Source organism: Nesterenkonia sandarakina (genome assembly GCF_014138825.1).
Lineage (GTDB): Bacteria > Actinomycetota > Actinomycetes > Actinomycetales > Micrococcaceae > Nesterenkonia > Nesterenkonia sandarakina.
In genome coordinates this window covers 339,173-357,497 of record NZ_JACJIH010000001.1, presented here as the reverse complement: position 1 = coordinate 357,497, position 18,325 = coordinate 339,173, and the positions used below count along the sequence as shown (strand labels likewise).

Here is an 18,325-nt window from a genome sequence, read left to right as displayed (position 1 = left end):
CGGATCGCGCCCAAATGGAGGAGTAGCAACCGGTAGCTACGGGCTCAGGACTTGTCGGGCTCCAGTAGCCACAAGGAACTGGCTCCGCATTCCAGTGCATTTCGCAGCGACGCGTCACCGTCGTGGGTGTAGACAGCAACATGCAGTTCCTATTCCTCGCGCTCCATGCCGAGCCAGCGACGCAGGCTGAGTTAGCCCCGCAGCCCGCCAAGAGGAGGTAGTCGGCATTTTGTCTCGTGGACAGCCTGAGAACTACAGCCTCATCCTCTGCGAACGGGGAATCTGCGAAGCTTCGCTTGGTTCTGGCTACGCAACGTAGGAAGCAGCCTGTTCTAGGTAGTGGAACAGGCTAACTGAGACCTGCCGTTTGGACGTGGACACATCCGGAGACGGAAATTTGGACACTAGCCGGCCCCACTTTCTCCGCCCTGCGGTGAGGTTCCAGAAGATCACAAGGAACCACCCCGACACGTCTACCGCTCCCGGGTATGCTCGGGTATCAAATCGGATGTCTGACTTCCCCGGTAGTGTTGATCATGGATCACACATCGCGCTCTGAGGTGCAAGGACTCATGCTTCCGACTCAGAGCAGCGCAGCTCTATCCCGTCAGGGGTTGCCACCAGAGAGGAGATATCCGCTTGAAGAGCAGTGGTGCCCACGGGACTACGACAACCGTGCAGAGGCTCGCCAGCCTGCACGACAAGCTCAGTGTGCGCTTTCACCTGCTCTACGCCCATCGTAAACAGTTGTCGTCCACCCCTCCGGTGTTCGCCCTGGAGCATGACTTTTCTGCAGAAGAACTGGATGATCTGCGAGACGCAGTGCGGCGCGGTGTTGGGACTGGTCTCCGACAAGGGCACAGGGAGTCCTGGTTGCCATTCATTGTGTACGCAGCTGAAATCGGATATGAGTACGCCGGCGCTGAATACTGGCCTAGTTTTCAGGACGTGACGCCAGGCTGGCAGAGCAGTGACCGACAGTGGCTCCGAGATCGGTTTGTCCACTTTCGCAACACTTACGGTGGTGCTGAGCCTGGCGGCACCTTCGCCGAGGTTTTCAATATTATCGCGTGGCCGATTGCACACTCGGTCTTGCCCACTTACCTACAGCGGCATTTAGCGCAGTTGCTTCATGACTTCAGAGGTTCGCTGAAGTCCGATTTTCTTCAAGCGCCGGAGGAACTCGGGCGGCTGTTGGCCCGAGCGGCCAGCGGCTATCCCGAACGGTTTCGGGTGTTTTGTGAAAACACTTCGCTGGTCGGGCATGTCGCGGCTGCTCTTCTGACTGGTGAGAACGAGGAGAGTCCTTATCTGTCCGGAGCAACGCTTGAACGGATCGTTGAAAGCCTGTCGCAAGAGCAGCAGGCCGGGAGCTGGCTGCGGTCCGCTCGGCAATCCGCGACCTTAGTACGAGGGGCCTTGCCAAACGAGAATAAAGGTGTCACGCAGGCTAGAGCTGATTCACCCAGTCGGCGGTTGTCGTTAGAGCCGAAGCTTTTCCTGCGGAAACGTGGGCGATGGGAAGCTGTCGCCGAACTGCCGAATTTATCTTCGCTCGCCAACGACATTGCCGATGCTCACAGCCAACTCCGTAACTCGCGGGGAAAGGCCAATGGCGGAGCCAACCCCGTACCTCGCAGCGCGTTGTTGCATTCCGGACAGGAGATTCTGCTTTCGTCTTGGCCCCAGCCTGACAAGCCTTTCCTGCAGCTTCAACGTGGAACAAACGAACTGAATAACCTGTTAGCAGAAAGTTGCCGAGTCACGTCGGGGCCATGGTGGATCTTTCGCCAGCAAGGATTGGGTCTTGCCCTCGAGGTCAAAGGCAAATTCGTGCGCCCCGGACACGACTATATCCTTGTCGGGACGCCTGATATAGAGGCGCCTGAGCTCGCTTGCTGCACGGCTGTCGATCTCGACGTACAGTCTGCATTGGCGTACCGACTCAGTGTCCCTAGTGAATTGTCTGAGGGTGAGGAAGCTAGCCTCAAGGCAGCTGGAATTCCTGTCGTCTCCCACGTATCCATTCGCCCTATAGGGATCGTGGCAAGCAATTGGGACGGAGAGGGCGCCGCCGAATGGTTGGCGGGCGAACCCGCGATTATCGCTATCCGCTCAGACCTCTGCCCGTCAGCTTGCCGCGTGACCGTAGGTGACACGAGTTACGACATGCCCTGGCGGGAGGCAGAAGCGGAACTATTGTTCGTACTCGAGCGAATCGAGGTGGGCATCCACACGGCCGAGATCACGTTGTTAGGGGACTCCGGACGAGAGCTCGCGAGCGGCCTTCTTCGGATCACTATCAGGAACCCGGAGGTCCGTTCAGAGGAAGCCTCAATGGGTGAAGGAATACGCCTAACAGCAATCCCGAACCGCCCCTCCATGACAGAACTATGGACAGAAGCAGCATCACTTTTTGTCGACGGACCAGCTAAGAGTCGAGCGCAGCTCAAAGCAGCTCTCTTGACCGATACCGGCGAGGCCTTGTGGGACATCCTCAAGTCCATAACTTTACCTTTCACAGAACGTCAATGGCGCGATCTTGCTCAGAGTTTTCGTCAGGACAGGAAGTTTTTGGAGGCCTATGAATTTGCGGAAGCATCTCGCATTAGTGTTGAACGAGGCGGACTCGGTTTCGCGGCGCTGACCGCTGAGCGAGACTTCCGACCTTTACAGTGGCGGGTCCAGCGGAGTAAATCTGGAGAGGTCCGGGCCGCCCTCGTTGACCGGACAGATGGCAGTGCTACGACATTGGAGTTCTCGCCTGCGGATGCACCCCTCGAGGTGCAGAGTTTGGATGGAGCGAACGTTGTCGTGCCCTCGCGTGGTGGTCTAGCAATCGCGAAAACTCAACACACCACGGAGGCCGTGATACTCCCTCCCGACCCCAATGCCACGCTCGGTTTGGGTGAGGTCGACGTGCAACTTGGCCTAGGGGAACGAACTGTTGCTGAAACCCTTCGCCTTGCGGAAGGTATTCGGCGATGGCACTTGGCCGATACTCCTGTTGATCTTTTTGCACAATACGCGCATGACAGAGTCCTATCGAAGCTTGACCTGGAACTAGCTGGGTTGATTGGCGGCAATCGGTGGGGCGAACTTGAACGCCAAGTCGCTGTATGTGATGACCCTGCCGACTATGTTGACGACTTGCAAAAAGCAGTTGGCCACACTCATCAGCATGCAGTGCTGGCGAAAACTATCGCTTACAACCTCTACAACTGGACAAGTCCGGGTGAGCTGGTAATGGGCTTCCATCAAACGGTGACCCCTCACCTGCAGTCACTGCGAGACTTTCCCACGGCATCGCGATTTCTGCTGACTCTGGCGAGCAAACCTGAGCAAGTCCCCGACTGGAGTTCCCCCGAACTAGAGGAGATGCTCGGGCGGGTCTTGCAATCTCGGTTCCTGTATCGAGTCGCGCGATTTGCAGTTCTCGGCACGAGGATCTTCGCAGACCCCGAGGATGTGGGAGGAGCGATCTAGGTGCAGTTGCGCAGTTTGACGCCAAAGGAAGCATCCAAGCTAGCGGCGGTAGCCCTAGGTATCCCGAACGGCGTGGAGCTTGGATCGGTTCCCGGCATTGCAGAGAGTTTGCGTCGAGCCGCGTCCTTTATGTGCCCTACGACTCCTAGCAGGACCGTGGATGCGGTGCTTGGAGTTTTGCGACCGCTACTTGCGGACCGCGTTGATAGAGGCAAAGTCAGCAAGGTCTTGGACCTTCTAGTAGCTTCAGGCGATCTGCTGGAATTGAATGAGGGAGGGGGCCGCAGTAGCCGGCTCCTGTATCTTGCTCCTCCCTCGTACGTGGAACGCGCCCCGGGCTCCTATCTCCTCGCGGGTGTGCGTCCTTACGGTGAGGCCCTCTTGTCGAATGACCTCGCGGGGTTCATAAAGCCAGTGAGTCACATGCGTGTGCTTGAGATGTCTGCTGGTGAAGCTCCACGTGCTTTAGATGCCGCAGGAATCCGAGAGGTTCCAGCGAAAACTTGGATTTCTGCGCCTAGAGCAGAGGCTCCCGAGACGTTTGCCGCGCGCTTCTCTGAACCTTTGGGATCGGCGCCACGAGCTGGCGACCTCAAGCACGTTAGGATCCTTGCCGACAAAACTGACGTGACCTACTACAGCGGTCGCTGGCGATCACCCACACCTCAAGACACCGGCACTTTCCTGGCGCGAAGACCACAACAGTATGGCGCAGACCTATGGTGCATCATGAGTGTGGAAATCGGTACTCCTGAGAGGGTCCTGGATCTTCCGGTACACGATCCGCTTGCACCTGGACGTGATGAGGCATGGCGCTTTCAAGCGGCTCTGGACTCTCTTTCGGGAGCACCGCAAAGGTTCCGTGTGCACGACGACTCTGCGACTAGCAACTTTGTACTGGATTTCTTCTCTCCGCTTCCCGGTTTTGCGGAGCGCTACCTGGGGTTGGTTGGGAAGTCCCGAGATAAGTCGCCCGGAGCCTTATTCTCTTTTGAAGTACCACCTAATGTTGTAGAACGGACAGAAGCTTTCTTGATCGAGATGCTGTGGATGATTCCCGAGGAGACGACGAATGGCGACTGAGACCCCGACTATAGCGGAGACCATAGAGGATATTCAGGCTGCCTTGCGTGATTATATCGAGGCGACATATCACATCGGCCATCCTCAGATTGTCGATCAGCGGCAGAAGCTACTCCGCCAGGAAGGGGTACTGTTCAAAGCTCCTTACATTGAAAGCACCCCGCGGTACCAGGCGAATCGACGCTTCGAGGACCTGGATCTAGACCCGGCAATTCTGGAGCTTTTTACGCAGTTGACCCAACAGGGTGAAGGGCTTAATCGCCTCCTCTACAACCCGCCTTACACACACCAGGCTGAGGCGTTGCAACAGGCAAGCCGCCGGGGCAAGAGCCTGGCCATCACCACTGGTACTGGTTCCGGCAAAACCGAGTCGTTCTTGATGCCGATGCTGGCGAAGTTAGCTACCGAGGCGGCTCATCGACCACGCTCCTTTGAAGCGCCCGCCGTTCGCGCTCTCATCCTGTATCCGATGAACGCGCTAGTGAACGACCAGCTGGGTCGACTTCGACTGCTGATGGGGGATAAGCGCGTCACAGGACAATTTCACCAATGGGCCGGACGCCCCGCGCGGTTCGCGCGGTATACAAGCCGGACTCTCTATCCTGGCGTGCGAAGCCCAAAGAAGGATAGTTACAGGTTGAGCTCGATCGAAGACTTTTATGTGCTCCTAATCGAGCGCGCTTCAGACCCTAAAGCAACTGGGCACGAGCAGGCCAAGAAACTGATGCAGGAACTCAAAGCTCGGGGAAAGTGGCCTGCAAAGCCTGACCTCAAGGCATGGTATGGCAAGAGCGGCTCTTGGTGGCAGGATCCGAAGACCAGGAAGTTCTTGCGCGCGGTTACCTTGCCAGGCGATCCCGAACTTCTTACGCGCCACGAGGTGCTTGACACGCCACCGGACGCCCTCGTCACTAACTATTCCATGTTGGAGTACATGTTGATGCGTCCGTTGGAGCGTCCAGTTTTCGACCATACGCGGCAGTGGTTGGCCGACAACCCCGAAGAGAAGTTCTTGCTCGTCGTGGATGAGGCACACCTATATCGAGGGGCCGCGGGCGCAGAAGTGGGACTACTTTTGCGGCGTTTGCGCTCCAGATTGAAGATACCTCCAGAGCGTATGCAGGTCATCACGACCAGCGCCAGTTTTTCTGACCCGGAGTATGCTAAAGCTTTCGCAGCGCAACTGTCGGGCAAAGACACCGCCGACTTCGAGACAGTAACTAGCGACCTAGCTTGGCGGGATGCCGCAGTCGCTGGGACACCAAGCGAGGCCGAATTGCTGGCTTCCGTCTCACTCGAGGAATTTTACGAAGCCGAGGACGACTCGGTACGGATTACCGCACTGTCGGGGTTCCTCAGTAACCGAGGGGTTCAAGAGCAGGATCAACCGCCTAGCCTTCTTCTCTATCAGGCACTGAGCTCTTATGGGCCGATGAATTTGCTTATCAACGAAACCATGAAACACGCGCAGCCAGTGCACGAACTGGGCCAAGCGGTCTTCCCCGGCGTTGAAGCGCACATAGCCGATCGCGCAGTCACGGCCCTCGTGAGCTTGGGAAGCGCAGCACGCGAATCATCGGATGCTGCTGGATTGCTGCCATGCCGGGTACATGCCTTCTTCCGGGGATTGCCCGGTCTATGGGCGTGCTTGGACCAGGACTGCGAAGAGCGTGGCGACCAGACCGAAAAGAAGCCGATCGGTAAGCTATTTGCTCAGCCTCGAGCTTCCTGTGATTGCGGAGCCCGCGTATTTGAGTACTACACCTGCAGGCACTGCGGGTCCTCATATGCCCGCGGTTATACGGATAGTCTGGACGCGCCGACCTTCTTATGGCACGAACCGGGAGCGGCCTTTCGGAGCGCAATCGAGTCCGCGCCCGAACTGGACGCTCTAGATCTCCTACTGGAAGACCCATCCCCGGATGCCGACTACGTGGTCAAGGAACTCGACCTAGTGACAGGCAGCATCGTGAATGAGAATGAGCAGGATCCGGAGAGAGTCCGAACTGTTTATTTGCCGAAACTGCGGAGTGGTGAATTAGTCAGTTCAGATAATGACGACGACGCTGAGGGAAACGCTTTCGAGGCTAAGGGAGAGTTTGTGCCCTGTGCAGTCTGTAAAGGAAGACCCATTTTCGGGCGGAGCTCGGTTCAGGATCATCAGACTAAAGGTGACCAGCCGTTCCAGGCTCTTATCTCCCGTCAAATCGAGGTCCAGCCTCCAAGTGCGCCTTATTCGGATTTTGCACCGTTGCGCGGCCGAAAAGCACTGGTATTTTCTGACTCACGTCAGGTGGCTGCACGGCTGGCGCCGAACCTTCAGACTTACTCTATGCGAGATGCTATTCGCCCTCTAATTATTAGAGGCTGGACAGAATTAGCGCAGAAGCGCAGTCGCACCTTGCACCTGGAGCGTTTATACCTTGCGGTGGTTATCGGTGCTAGCCGCTTGAAGGTGCGCCTCCGGCCTGAACTGCGACAGCAGGAGTCGCTTGAGTCGCTGCGCGATGTGGCACGGCTCCTTCACGATGGTGCCTTGGATGGGGATGAAGATGCTCTCGAGGAACTGCTGGAATTCAGTGCGCCTCCCCCACAGTCCTTGCTTCGGGCGATGTACTCCGCATTGACCGACAGGCATTACGGACTTGCTTCCCTAGGACTCGCGTCGCTACGCGAACGCCCATCGCTCACCAAGCGGTTGCTGGAGAAACTCCCACCGATCCACGGACTTGCTGAAAACGATGAGTCTCGTCTTGCGCTTCTCCGACTATGGCTTAGTCAGTGGACGGTACCCGGCATTTGGTTTGGCGCGATGACCGCTGATTCAATAGAACAGCGTGGTGGTGTGAAATCACACAAGGGAATGTTCCGGCCCTTCGAGCGGCTGCTCAACAAGGTAGGCGCCAAGAGGGATTTTAACGATCAATGGCTCCCTGTCCTTCTCGAAATGTTCTGCGAGCAAACATCAGATGCCAAGTACCGGATGCTTGCCCGCAACCTTGCGTTGGACCTGGACGGAAAGTGGGGGTACTGCGAACGGTGTCGTTCTACTCAGCGACCATTTCCGGGCTTAGACACTTGCGTGAGTTGCGGCGAGGATCGAATTCGGCTGCTCGACCCCCCGACCGATCCTGTATTTCGGGCTCGCAAAGGCTACTACCGCGCGAGTGCTGAGCGTGCGCTCGAAACGTCTGGTAAGCCAATTATGAGCATTCTGGCTGCAGAGCACACAGCGCAGTTGAATGCAGCACAGGCTGATGCCGTTTTTTCTCAAGCAGAAGAATACGAACTGCTCTTCCAGGACATCAACGTGGGATTGCCGCGCCCCGGTGAACAGCCCCGAGCTGCAATCGATGTGTTGTCCTGCACTACTACCATGGAAGTCGGTATCGATATTGGTAGTTTGTCGGGGGTGGCTCTTCGCAACATGCCGCCGTCTCGGGCGAACTATCAGCAGAGAGCAGGTCGCGCTGGGCGTCGAGGCAACGCAGTGGCTACGGTGCTCTCTTTCGGAAGCGCCGATACACATGATGACCACTATTTCCGCAACCCCAAAGAGATGATTCGAGGGGACGTGGATGACCCTTCACTGACACTCAATAACGAGGAAATTGCCCGGCGTCACATCACCGCCTATTTACTGCAGCGGTATCACCAGGATCAACTCCCGAGCATCAAGCCGGAGGAACAACCGCAGTTGTTCGCGGTACTTGGTACGGTGCGAGACTTCGTGGGAACGACTGCGGACCTAACGAGGAACGGTTTCGAGAATTGGCTTGTTGAGAAGGAAAGTATTCTCCATAAGGAAATCGACGACTGGCTGCCTTCCGAACTTTCCGAAGAGAACAGGTTTCAGCTTCTGGATGGCATTGTGGAGCAGACTCTAAAAGAGATCGACAGGGCTCTACCCATTGACAAGGAGGGTAAATTCTCTGTTCGTAGGGAAAGCGATGTTTCGACGGATGTGCACGGGGATGAGGAGATAAGCACTCCCGAGACCGCGGACGATCTCCCCACCGAGCGACGTAGTCAAAGAAATCTGCTGGATCGATTGCTTTACAAAGGAGTGTTGCCGCGCTACGCATTCCCAACAGATGTTGTGTCTTTCCACGTTTTCGATCGGGAGAAGTCGCAGCCGTTCCGGGCCGAGTTCAAGTACGAGCCGTCGCAAGGCCTGCCCAGGGCACTCAGTCAGTACGCACCTGGCAAAACCGTTTGGATCGATGGCAAAGAGTGGGTGTCGGGGGCACTGTACGCCCCCGTGCGTAAGGAACTTGACCAGGCTTGGGCTCAACGAGCCCTGTACTTCGAATGCCAGGTCTGCCATTACGCCAAGTACTTCGATTATCAACCAGAACGTCGTGGTAAGTACGAAGAGTGTGAAGCTTGTGGTGCCGAGGAGAAGTTCGGACCAGGGATGCCCTGGCTGCGCCCTACAGGTTTTGCTCACCGCGTGAGTGACGAACCAGGCACCAGCCCTGACGACACACCTGCCGCAAGTTACGCCACGCGGGCTAAGTTGGTTGCTGAGGGGCCTGGAAAGCAAGCATGGACAGGACTAACGGAGCGCCTCGAGCAGGCATATCATCGCGATACTCTGCTTGTCGCCAATACCGGCCCTCGAAGTGAGGGGTACAACTATTGCACGAGTTGTGGTGTGATTGAGCCCACACACGGTGCGTCTGGCATAGTTGTGGGATCTCATCCGAAGCCCTATCCAGACGAGAAGAATCCTCACTGCGCCGGCAAGTTCACCACTAAGGGTCTGGTCTTAGGTACAGACTTCATCACTGATGTGCTGTTGATACGTCTGAAAGTGGAGCGGCCGCTTACACTTCAGCCGGACCTTCTATCGACCCAAGTTGCACTCAGAACTGTGGCAGAGGCAGTAACACTCGCTGCGACCCAGACGCTTGATATTGATGCGAACGAACTGCAGGCAGAGTTCCGTCCGGCGTTGACCCCGGGTGGACGCCATGGGCTCGAAGCTGAGATCTACATGTATGACACCTTGGACGGTGGTGCTGGATTCACCCGGCGGGTACATCAGCATGAGGAGGCAATATATCGGACAGCGCTTGAGCGTCTTGAGAACTGCCCGGCAGGCTGCGACTCTTCTTGTTATCGCTGTCTGCGTAGTTTCCGTAATCGGTTTGAGCATGGATTACTAGACCGCGAAGTCGGAGCAGCCTTGCTGCGATACGCACTGGATGGGACTCAACCTTCGATTAGTAAAGCGAGGGAGGAGAAGGCACTGGATATGCTGCTCGCCGATCTGCAGAGCCGGGAGCTACCCAATCTCGAGTTCGCTAAATACGACTCAGTGAAACTACCCGGAGGAAATTCAATTCTCGCTCCACTTGTAGTTACCGCCGAAGGTCGAACGGTTCTCTTCTACATACAGAGTCCACTGACACTCGACGTACCGCCGAACGAAGAATTGTTCGAAGCACGGAACCACTTTCAAGTACATTCCATTGACGACATGATGGTGACACGTAACCTGCCTGCGGCGGTGAACAAAGTGCTGCAGCTCGTGAAGTAGACCGTCTCGCCCGGAGCTTGGTACCTGGGATCAGAACGTTTCGGCAGGTAGCGCGACACGGGCACCATGCTGCACTGGCCGAGTGAGTGTGCTTTGGCGCATGGAGCCTATGACACGCTCTTGCTCGAGACGTCTACTACCCCACCGGCTCACCCACCACTCTCCTATCTTCTGCTCAGCGCCAGTATCTTCGACATCAAAAAGATAGTCCGGTTCAGGGTCAAGACCGAGGGAATACTCCCGAAGGTTTCGCACCACCGGAACTCCATAGAGGATTCGCTCTCGCCCGTGCTTCAGCAATTCATTGGCGGGCCACGCCAGTGCCGCAAGTCCTAGACGGACCTTTCTTAGGCGGGGACTGACTCCTTCCCCGAAGAGACCGTTCACTCGTACGCGTCCATGGCTCAGCTCCGCTGCTCTTACTAGAGCAGCGACAGTCTCCGGTGAAAAATGCGATGTTCCAAATGACAGGGATCGTCCCAGTCGTTGGTAGCCCAGCCGTTCATCCTCGGATCCCCCCATAAGGGCGGCAGGCCAGAAGAGACGATTGTACTGACTTGATCCAGAGCCGTAGAGAGAGGTGGTGCCGACGAACGCAAGACGGGACTCTCGAACAATTGGTCGTCCTGCCGTCGCCGAGGCTATCTCACTCGGTCTTTCATACTTTGCTTTGTACGCGGCCAGGACCGGAGGTGAAACAGCGAGGGCTCCGACTAGTTTTCCGGCCGCCAGCGCGTTGTATGGAGCCACAGCGCCACAAACAGTTAGGTCAGCGATTACAGTGCCGACTCGTTCCCCGCGGGCTCGACGCACCAGCCTGCCAATATGCTTGCGAGACTTGGCCGCTTCGAGTGCATGTTTTAATCCGGCAACAGGGTCATCACTCCACAGGTAAGGTTCAAGCTCTGAACGGATCTCTAGGGTTTCCGCTAGTAATGACGCGCGTTTAGATCGGAAGAGGTCTGTCTCGGCTCGATCTGCCCATGAAGCTGGTTCAATGCGGCGAATTACACGCACTCGCCCGCCCTGGTGGTGCTTGAGTCGATGACGTTCAGCGTCTGCCCGCAACCGTGAGACTGTACCCGGGTTTGGGTGGGTAAATTCCACCAGGTCAATAACACCTTCACGAAGTAGGTCATCGACGTAGATCTCATCAAGTTGCAGTTGCATTCTGGCCTTCAGCCAACGTGCTACTTTCTCACTCGGGTCTGCGGCGATCTCGGCGACAAATTGCTTGGTATCCCATCCGATCCACTTGTCACGTTCTGCGATTTGGACAATAGGGCTGGAAATCGCGGCGAGGCCGATCACCGCGTGGTGCTTCGTGGCAGCGTCACGAATCAGGATGGGCATGGAACGGCCAGGGACTGTTGCATAGGCATTTGCCCAGGTATGACGGAAGTAGCGCCACATGTCGTGAAGCCTTAACCCGGTGTACTCGCAGTAGGTTGTAGTATCGACGACCTGAACGTAGGGCTGGATGCTCTGGCCACTGCCATCATCACGTTTTAAGGAATCTGCCAGTTCCCCACCATCGCGCATCACGCTGAAGATCGATATGAGTTCCCCTCGGTGGTCCCGGGGACTTTCCATTTTCCGAACGAACCGTCGGACGCTCGATTGGCGGAGTTGGGCATCTCGCCGGAGGTGCTCTTGTTTGCGAACTCGCGCCTTTTCGTCCTCACGGTTCGCTTGCTCGACCGGTGGCAGGACGAACACCTGGCTTTCGTCGGTTTGGACAGACCAACCTTGGTCTACAAGGTCGATGAGTACACGGGCCGCAGCGTCCAGAAGAGGACGGTCATAAAGGTCCTGTATTCCTGCACGTGAGGTCCAGTAGTCATGATCTAGCACCACCTCCGGATCGACTTCGGCCTCGTCGAAGAGAGTGCAGAGCCTACGGAAATCTTGGTGTTCCGTTGGGTCAGCAATTGCCGGAAGGGTCAGGCGAACAGCATTGGATTTCTCGGAAATCATGTCCGTTGAAGCATACGCTGGTAGGTGCCGCTCCACGTATCCAGGAGTGCGTCGAGGTCTTGACCCGACTGCCGTTGTTGAATCACGCTTCTCGCTAGTGCGAGAAGCAAAAGTTCGACAGAGGTCCGAAGGTTGCTGGAACCGGCCTCTGCAAGCTTTTGGAGCGGCAAGTAGAGAGCCTCAAACACGGGATGGTCGGAGTTCAGGACCAGCGTAATCGTCCTGCCATCCAAATCCGTCCGGAACATCGTGTCCATGGGCAGGACTTGGGCTTCGATTCTATAGAGCATCGGTCCGGTTTGCTCGTTGAGCGCGAGGAGAGGAAGGTCGCGATCTGCTGCGGCAGCGATAGAGCATGCTGCTTCCGTAGCGGCTCGAATCTTCGCTTCTTCGAAGGACCGCCGGACTCGGTTGTTCAGCAGGCGGGCAATAGCTTCAAGCTCAGGTTCTAGCGCGTGGCGCAGTTTACTCGAAGGTCGGACCCCTTGCTTGTTGATCGTGATGCCGAACTGCTCGTCAAGTTGCGGTTCAAATTCAATCTCGCAGCGCCACCAGTCGTCATAGTTCTCCTTGCGCTTCGATCCCATGAGGTGCCATCCGTTCGCGATCTCCCGCCCTCCCCGCAAAATAGAAACACCAGCCTTTCCGATAACTCCAATCTTGCGCTTCGTCGCGTTATCGAGGTGGTGCCATGCAGCCACTGGTAGGGACGCGAAGCGAACTGTCACAATGGAACGTTTGCCGTCCTCCTTCTCGATAGCAAATTCCATAGGGTCACAGGCGAGTTGCGCGCGCGCCCCTTCAGCTTCATCTGTGAGCATCATCGGATCCACAGGTATAACAGGCTCGCCATTGATGGTTATGTTCGTACCTGACCAAAGAAAGCGACGAAACATCCGTCCCAAGTCCCGGCGCAACACACGCTCGAGCCACCCCAGCCGCTGATATTCGATTCGGTCACAATGCTCCCATCGCACTTTGCACCCCGAGGGCGTGAGGTTTTGACCACTACGTTCCACGTTCAGTCCGACCTGGGCGCCGGAGACTACGGCGTCGACGTCTAGTACGACCCGGGCTTCGGGGCCGCTTCCTTGCCAGGAAACGACCTCGATACGCCTAGCCTGGCTCAGGCTGGCAGCAGGCAGCCCCATTCCAAATCGGCCAAGGGAATCTCGTGCGTTAAACCGAGAAGAGCCGCCAAAACGTAAGCATGCCTTCAGTTCGGCTTCTGACATCCCTCTGCCGTTATCCTCCACGGAGATTTCCGGCATCGACTCTGCCGAGTGTCGCGCTATCGTGATGCTTATGGCCGATGCTGCGGCTTCGATCGAGTTGTCGATGAGTTCGGCTAGTGCAGTGCTGATGCTGAGGTAACCCGACTCCCGGACTGCTCGAAGAAAATTTGCAGGAACAAGTAGGTCCCCAGACTCCTCAGTGCCGGTATGCATGGTCGATCCTTAGCTCGTGCTGTGACTACTCCCTCTAGAGTAGGTGTTCGATCCCCGGTGCGTGTGGATATGGCGCGTTAGTCCTGGCGTCACTCCGGCGCTTTCAGTTCTCTGCGCACGGTGTTGGTCGTGAACCCGACCTCGCGGCCGATGTCGCCGGTGCTTGACTCATATAGTTGAGTCATCTCGGTCAGTGCCTGCGGGCTACTCTCACCCTACGCCTTTCGATGCACGCCAGATTGGCTTGTGTACCTTAGGTTGACGACACGGTGAAAACGGTACTTGGTTGTGAGTTCGGACAGGGACAGACCTGTTCGGTAGTCAGCAACGAGGTGGTCGATGTCTTCGGGTGTCAATGCTCAAGGGGGGCGCTTCCGCGGAGATCGCGCTCCCTCCTGGCTCATTGGTGCAGGCTGTTCGGCTGTCGATCTCATTAAATGAAGCGTGCGCCTCTTTTGACTTGCTCTACACTCTGTTCGCTTGTGACTACGTTGGCCCGACAATATTGCCTCAATACATGAAGAAGCTCCCTGAACCCACGGTTCAGGGAGCTTCTTCATGCACAGATCCCAGCGGTTGACGATCCCGAGTTTAGGCCGAGAATCCGCTTTCTGAAGCCCTCCCCGGTGGCCCCGGCCTCCTCCGCCGGGTGTGGGCTAGTTGTTGGTATGGTCTGTGTCGTCCGGATCGGGGTCAGCCTGTCCTTTGGCCTTGCCCGTAGGATCGAACATGGCCGTGAAGGCGACCCCGAGGGCCATCCCTACGCCGATACGTAGTGCTAAGTTGTCGAAGGAAACGCGACCGATGAACGTCCCGATCGGCATTCCTTGGACCATGACATAGACAGGTTTTTTTGGAGTTCTTTCCTCCACCACGTCAGTCTGTGATGCCGGGACGCACCTGGCATAGTCCAGAAGAGGTGGCATAGCTTGAAGAATGACTCGTTCTACCGATGCCTTTGCGAGTTATCGGACAGACCAGAGGTCAGATGATTCACGCAGACCCCGGTAGAACGCGAGGTCACTGCGCGCGTTCGTAGGCGTCGTTCGCCAGGTCCACGAGCTGCTGCATGTTCAGGTTCTCCAGCTCGGCGACGTAGGCATCCCAGTCATCGAAGGACCGCTGCCCCAGGATGAACTGCGCCGACGCCGTCTGCACGTGGTCGGTCAGCGTGGTCTGCAGCAGACCCGCCTGCTCCAGCTCCAGATCCGTGAACGGATACGGCGGCGTCACCGGCAGCTCCTCCTTGTCGTGCATCTTCTCCTGCCACTCGACCACGTGCGGGCGGAAGGTGGAGTGGACCAGGTCAGTCGTGGAGCCCACGGCGTGCAGGAACGGCTGGTTCGAGAAGCCGTAGTCACGCACCAGGTGCTCCTCCGCTTCCGGGTTCAGGCTGTTGAGATCGATGTTGGGATCCAGCTCCCGCTCGCCGTTCTCGCCGACCGTGTAGGTCTCACCCTCCACACCCCAGGTGGCGAACTCCAGGCCCTCGTCCGAGTAGTACAGCCAGTCGATGAACTGCAGCTTGGCCAGGAAGTCATCATCCTCGGCGACCGAGGAGGAGATGGCGAGTCCGCTGTCGAAACGTGCCCCGCTGTGCACGAAGTCACCGTCCTCACCGCCAGGAATGGGAATCAGCCGCGCCTCGGCGCCTTCGGTGCCCAGCTCCTCGAAGCCGCGGGTGTAGATCTGGGTGGACTCGTCGTTTCCGGCGATCGCCAGCGAGCTCCCGGCGGAGAACTTCTGCTCGGCCGTGCGATCATCCTGGGTCAGCGTCTCTGAGTCCATCAGACCCTCGTCGAGGAGTCCGGCGAAGAACTCCAGGAGCTCGCGGTACTCCTCCGAGGCCCCGGCGTAGATGAACTCCTCGGCCTCATGGTCGAAGTAGATGCCGTCGCCATAGCCCCAGCCGGCGACGGTGTTGAAGTTCGCCGAGGCGAAGTTCAAGGTGCTCTGCAGCTCCCAGCGGTCCGAGTACGGGACCGCATCCGGGTATTCCTCCTTGACCTCACGCAGCTGATCGGCGAACTCTTCCCAGGTCTCGGGCTCCTCGAAGCCCATCTCGTCCCAGATATCGCCCCGGACCACGAGGGAGAAGTGCTGGAAGGGATCCTCCAGCAGTCCCGGCAGGATGTAGGCCTTCCCATCCTCCTGGTAGAGCGCCTCGTAGTCCTCCCGCAGATCCCAGGCGTCGAGCTTCTCGGTGAAGTGCGGCATGTGTTCCAAGTAGTCACTGACCGGCAGGAGGGCGCCTCCGGAGATATACGGCACCTCCTGACCGGGATAGGTCACCGGAACGAAGTCCGGCATGTCCCCAGCCCCGATGACCAGGGATCGGCGCTGCTCGAAGTCACTCAGCGGCGCGTCCACGATGGACAGCGACACGTTGTGGTTCTCCTCCAGGTGGTCGAAGAACATCCAGTCCTGGTCCAACCCGTGGTCCGGGTTGTTGCGGTAGAGCACGGAGAGCTCCAGCGGCTCGGTGGCCACGAAGCTGTCTCCGACCGCAAAGTCCTCCATGGCCGCCGCATTGCGATCGGCGGCGTCAGCGCCGTCGTCCTCCCCGGCATCGCCCCCGCCGCAGCTGGTGGCCAGCAGCGACCCTGCTGCCAGCAACCCCACCACGCCTGATCGGGACCATGGGCTTCTCTTCTGCTGTGTCATAGTCTGCACGCCTTTTCCCTGATACAGCTGATGCGAATTTGTATCTTGGTGATACAGATCACACCAAGTATAGGGTCATACCGTGCAACAATTTCAAGCGGCAATTCTGCCTCTCGGTCACAGCCTCGGCTTGTGACCTGCATGAAAGGCTGAAGCCGAAGGAGTATTGCCCGCACTCACCGGCGCTTCTATCCTTGTCTCAGCGCGAGACTCCGTGCCGAGCCCATGCTTCGACACCCGGCACCCGCAGCGTCGAATCCCGAAGGGAACCGGCATGCCCTCAAATCAGATTGCTATCAGGGCGGACACGGTGGTGCGCCGCTTCGGAGACCTCTCCGCCGTGGACGGAGTGAGTCTTGAGGTCAAGGCCGGGGAGATCTACGGCTTCCTCGGACCCAACGGCGCCGGGAAGTCCACACTGACCCGGATCCTGTGCACTCTGCTCACACCGTCGTCTGGTCACGCCACCGTGGCAGGCTACGACGTCGAGTCCCAGCCCGGTGAGGTCCGGCTGCGCGCCGGGGTCGCCCTCCAGGAGGCGGCTCTGGACGATAAGCAGACCGGGTCCGAGATGCTCCCCCTGCAGGGACGCTTCTACGGCCTCTCTGCGAAGGCCACCAAAGCTCGAGTGGACCAGCTGACCGAGCTGGTAGACATCGGGGCCGCCCTGGACCGACGCATCGGCACCTACTCCGGCGGGATGAAGCGACGTCTGGATCTCGCTCTGGCTCTGGTCCACGACCCCGAGGTCCTCTTCCTGGATGAACCCACCACCGGTTTGGATCCGGTGAGCCGGGCGAAGGTCTGGCAGGAGGTGGGGCGGCTGAACCAGGAGCTCGGCATGACCGTCTTCCTCACCACCCAATACCTCGAGGAGGCCGATGAGCTGGCGGACCGCGTCGGCATCATCAATAAGGGCCGACTGGTGGCTGAGGGCACGCCGGCCCAGCTGAAGCGGACCATCGGCACCGACGTCGTCGTCGTCTCGGTCGCCGGGGATCCAGCCACCGCGGCGCGGGCGCTGGAGTCTCTGGAGCTGGTGGAACGTATCGAGACCAACGGGCCCTCGCTGACCTTGAGCGTCTCCGACGGCCCCTCGTCCATCAGCCCGATTGCGGTCGCGCTGGCCCAGGCTCCCGATGTCGAGGTCATCGAGCTCTCACTGCGCCGACCCTCGCTCGATGACGTCTTCCTCTCCGTGACCGGTGAGCACATCTCCGACTCCAGCGCGTTCATGGCCAGCGCCTCCGCCCCGCAGAGCACCAAGGAGCTGCAGTGACCTCCTCCCCGACCGCGACCACGACCGCGCCCGCCCGGATCGAACCCAAGAGCGCCGGGTTCCTGCGCGATCTCACCTCCGTCGCGCACCGAGCCCTGCGCGCGATTCCGAGAGATCCCGCCGCGGTCATCCCGGCGCTGATCATCCCGCTGTTCTTCTTCGTGGTGAACATCGGAGCCCTGGAATCGGTGGCCGAGGGCATCGGGGTGGCTGACTTCCGGGCCTTCCAGCTGCCGGTGGCGATCGTCTTCGCGGTCACCGGCGTCTCCCGAGCCAGCGACCTGGTCAACGACATCAGCAGCGGCTACTTCGACCGGCTGCTGCTGACCCCGATGAGCCGCTCGGCACTGCTGCTGGGGCTCATGGTCGCCGACCTGGTCCTGGTGATGGCGCTGTGCGTGCCGGTGCTGATCCTCGGCTTCCTGGTCGGGGTCGAGTTCGCCACGGGACTCACCGGCGCCTTGGCATTCGTGCTCATCGGCGGGCTCTGGGGCCTGGCCTTCACGGGTTTCCCCTACGCCATCGCGCTGCGCACCGGAAGCCCCGCTGCGGTGAACTCCTCGTTCCTGCTGTTCTTCCCCTTCGCCTTCCTGACCACGTCCTTCCTCCCGTTGGAGGCGCTGACCGGGTGGCTGGCCGCGATCGCGGACTACAACCCGATCACGTCTCTGCTGGCCACGCTGCGCTCACTGCTCTCCGAGGGCTGGATCTGGGCGGATCTCTGGCCCGGGCTGCTGGCGATCGCGATCGTCGGGACGCTGAGCTTCACCCTGGCCTTCGGGGCGCTTCTCGGTCGCGTCTCCCGGGGCTGAGCCCTGCGCCCCCTCCCCCCACTCGCGTTTT

The 18,325-nt window shown here is 58.5% G+C and carries 9 protein-coding genes; 5 read left to right on the top strand and 4 right to left on the bottom strand.

Going from position 1 to position 18,325, the window contains the following annotated elements:
* Positions 1-675: 675 nt before the first annotated feature.
* The 3 genes from HNR24_RS01590 to HNR24_RS01580 all read left to right on the top strand — a co-directional run bounded on the left by HNR24_RS01590 (position 676) and on the right by HNR24_RS01580 (position 10,114).
* Complete coding sequence (locus tag HNR24_RS01590; protein WP_182494806.1) at positions 676-3,486, top strand: hypothetical protein; 2,811 nt, start codon at positions 676-678, stop codon at positions 3,484-3,486.
* Between the two features lie 729 nt (positions 3,487-4,215).
* Entirely contained in the window at positions 4,216-4,569 is a 354-nt protein-coding gene (locus tag HNR24_RS01585; protein ID WP_182494805.1) for a hypothetical protein, read from the top strand.
* Positions 4,559-10,114 carry a DEAD/DEAH box helicase family protein gene (locus HNR24_RS01580; protein ID WP_182494804.1) on the top strand — a complete coding sequence of 1,852 codons (5,556 nt, stop codon included), beginning with the start codon at positions 4,559-4,561 and terminating at the stop codon, positions 10,112-10,114. The genes HNR24_RS01585 and HNR24_RS01580 overlap by 11 nt, the downstream gene beginning before the upstream one ends.
* Before the next feature lie 30 nt (positions 10,115-10,144).
* Here the strand turns inward: HNR24_RS01580 and HNR24_RS01575 are convergent, their stop codons facing one another.
* The 4 genes from HNR24_RS01575 to HNR24_RS01560 all read right to left on the bottom strand — a co-directional run bounded on the left by HNR24_RS01575 (position 10,145) and on the right by HNR24_RS01560 (position 16,203).
* The gene (locus HNR24_RS01575) at positions 10,145-12,091 is read right to left on the bottom strand and encodes a Druantia anti-phage system protein DruA (RefSeq protein ID WP_220477140.1); all 1,947 of its coding nucleotides are present in this window, start codon (positions 12,089-12,091) and stop codon (positions 10,145-10,147) included.
* Positions 12,088-13,539: an ATP-binding protein gene (locus HNR24_RS01570; RefSeq protein WP_182494803.1), complete on the bottom strand. Its 1,452-nt coding sequence runs from the start codon at positions 13,537-13,539 to the stop codon at positions 12,088-12,090. The genes HNR24_RS01575 and HNR24_RS01570 overlap by 4 nt, the downstream gene beginning before the upstream one ends.
* Positions 13,540-14,195: 656 nt before the next feature.
* Complete coding sequence (locus tag HNR24_RS01565) at positions 14,196-14,411, bottom strand: hypothetical protein (RefSeq protein ID WP_182494802.1); 216 nt, start codon at positions 14,409-14,411, stop codon at positions 14,196-14,198.
* Positions 14,412-14,559: 148 nt separating this feature from the next.
* Positions 14,560-16,203, bottom strand: coding sequence for an ABC transporter substrate-binding protein (locus HNR24_RS01560; protein ID WP_083504890.1), 1,644 nt, complete (start codon positions 16,201-16,203; stop codon positions 14,560-14,562).
* A gap of 274 nt (positions 16,204-16,477) precedes the next feature.
* On the opposite strand from HNR24_RS01560, the gene HNR24_RS01555 reads away from it, so the two are divergent.
* Entirely contained in the window at positions 16,478-17,482 is a 1,005-nt protein-coding gene (locus tag HNR24_RS01555; RefSeq protein WP_058888916.1) for an ATP-binding cassette domain-containing protein, read from the top strand.
* Positions 17,479-18,294 carry an ABC transporter permease gene (locus HNR24_RS01550; RefSeq protein ID WP_182494801.1) on the top strand — a complete coding sequence of 272 codons (816 nt, stop codon included), beginning with the start codon at positions 17,479-17,481 and terminating at the stop codon, positions 18,292-18,294. Before HNR24_RS01555 ends, HNR24_RS01550 begins: the two co-directional genes overlap by 4 nt.
* The last annotated feature ends 31 nt before the right edge of the window (positions 18,295-18,325 follow it).

Bases quoted from the DNA above. Each gene is read 5' to 3' on its own strand.
- HNR24_RS01555 (WP_058888916.1), top strand. From the start codon at position 16,478: ATGCCCTCAAATCAGATTGCTATCAGGGCGGACACGGTGGTGCGCCGC.
- HNR24_RS01580 (WP_182494804.1), top strand. From the start codon at position 4,559: ATGGCGACTGAGACCCCGACTATAGCGGAGACCATAGAGGATATTCAG.
- HNR24_RS01560 (WP_083504890.1), bottom strand. From the start codon at position 16,203: ATGACACAGCAGAAGAGAAGCCCATGGTCCCGATCAGGCGTGGTGGGG.
- HNR24_RS01575 (WP_220477140.1), bottom strand. From the start codon at position 12,091: ATGATTTCCGAGAAATCCAATGCTGTTCGCCTGACCCTTCCGGCAATT.
- HNR24_RS01570 (WP_182494803.1), bottom strand. From the start codon at position 13,539: ATGCATACCGGCACTGAGGAGTCTGGGGACCTACTTGTTCCTGCAAAT.
- HNR24_RS01585 (WP_182494805.1), top strand. From the start codon at position 4,216: ATGAGTGTGGAAATCGGTACTCCTGAGAGGGTCCTGGATCTTCCGGTA.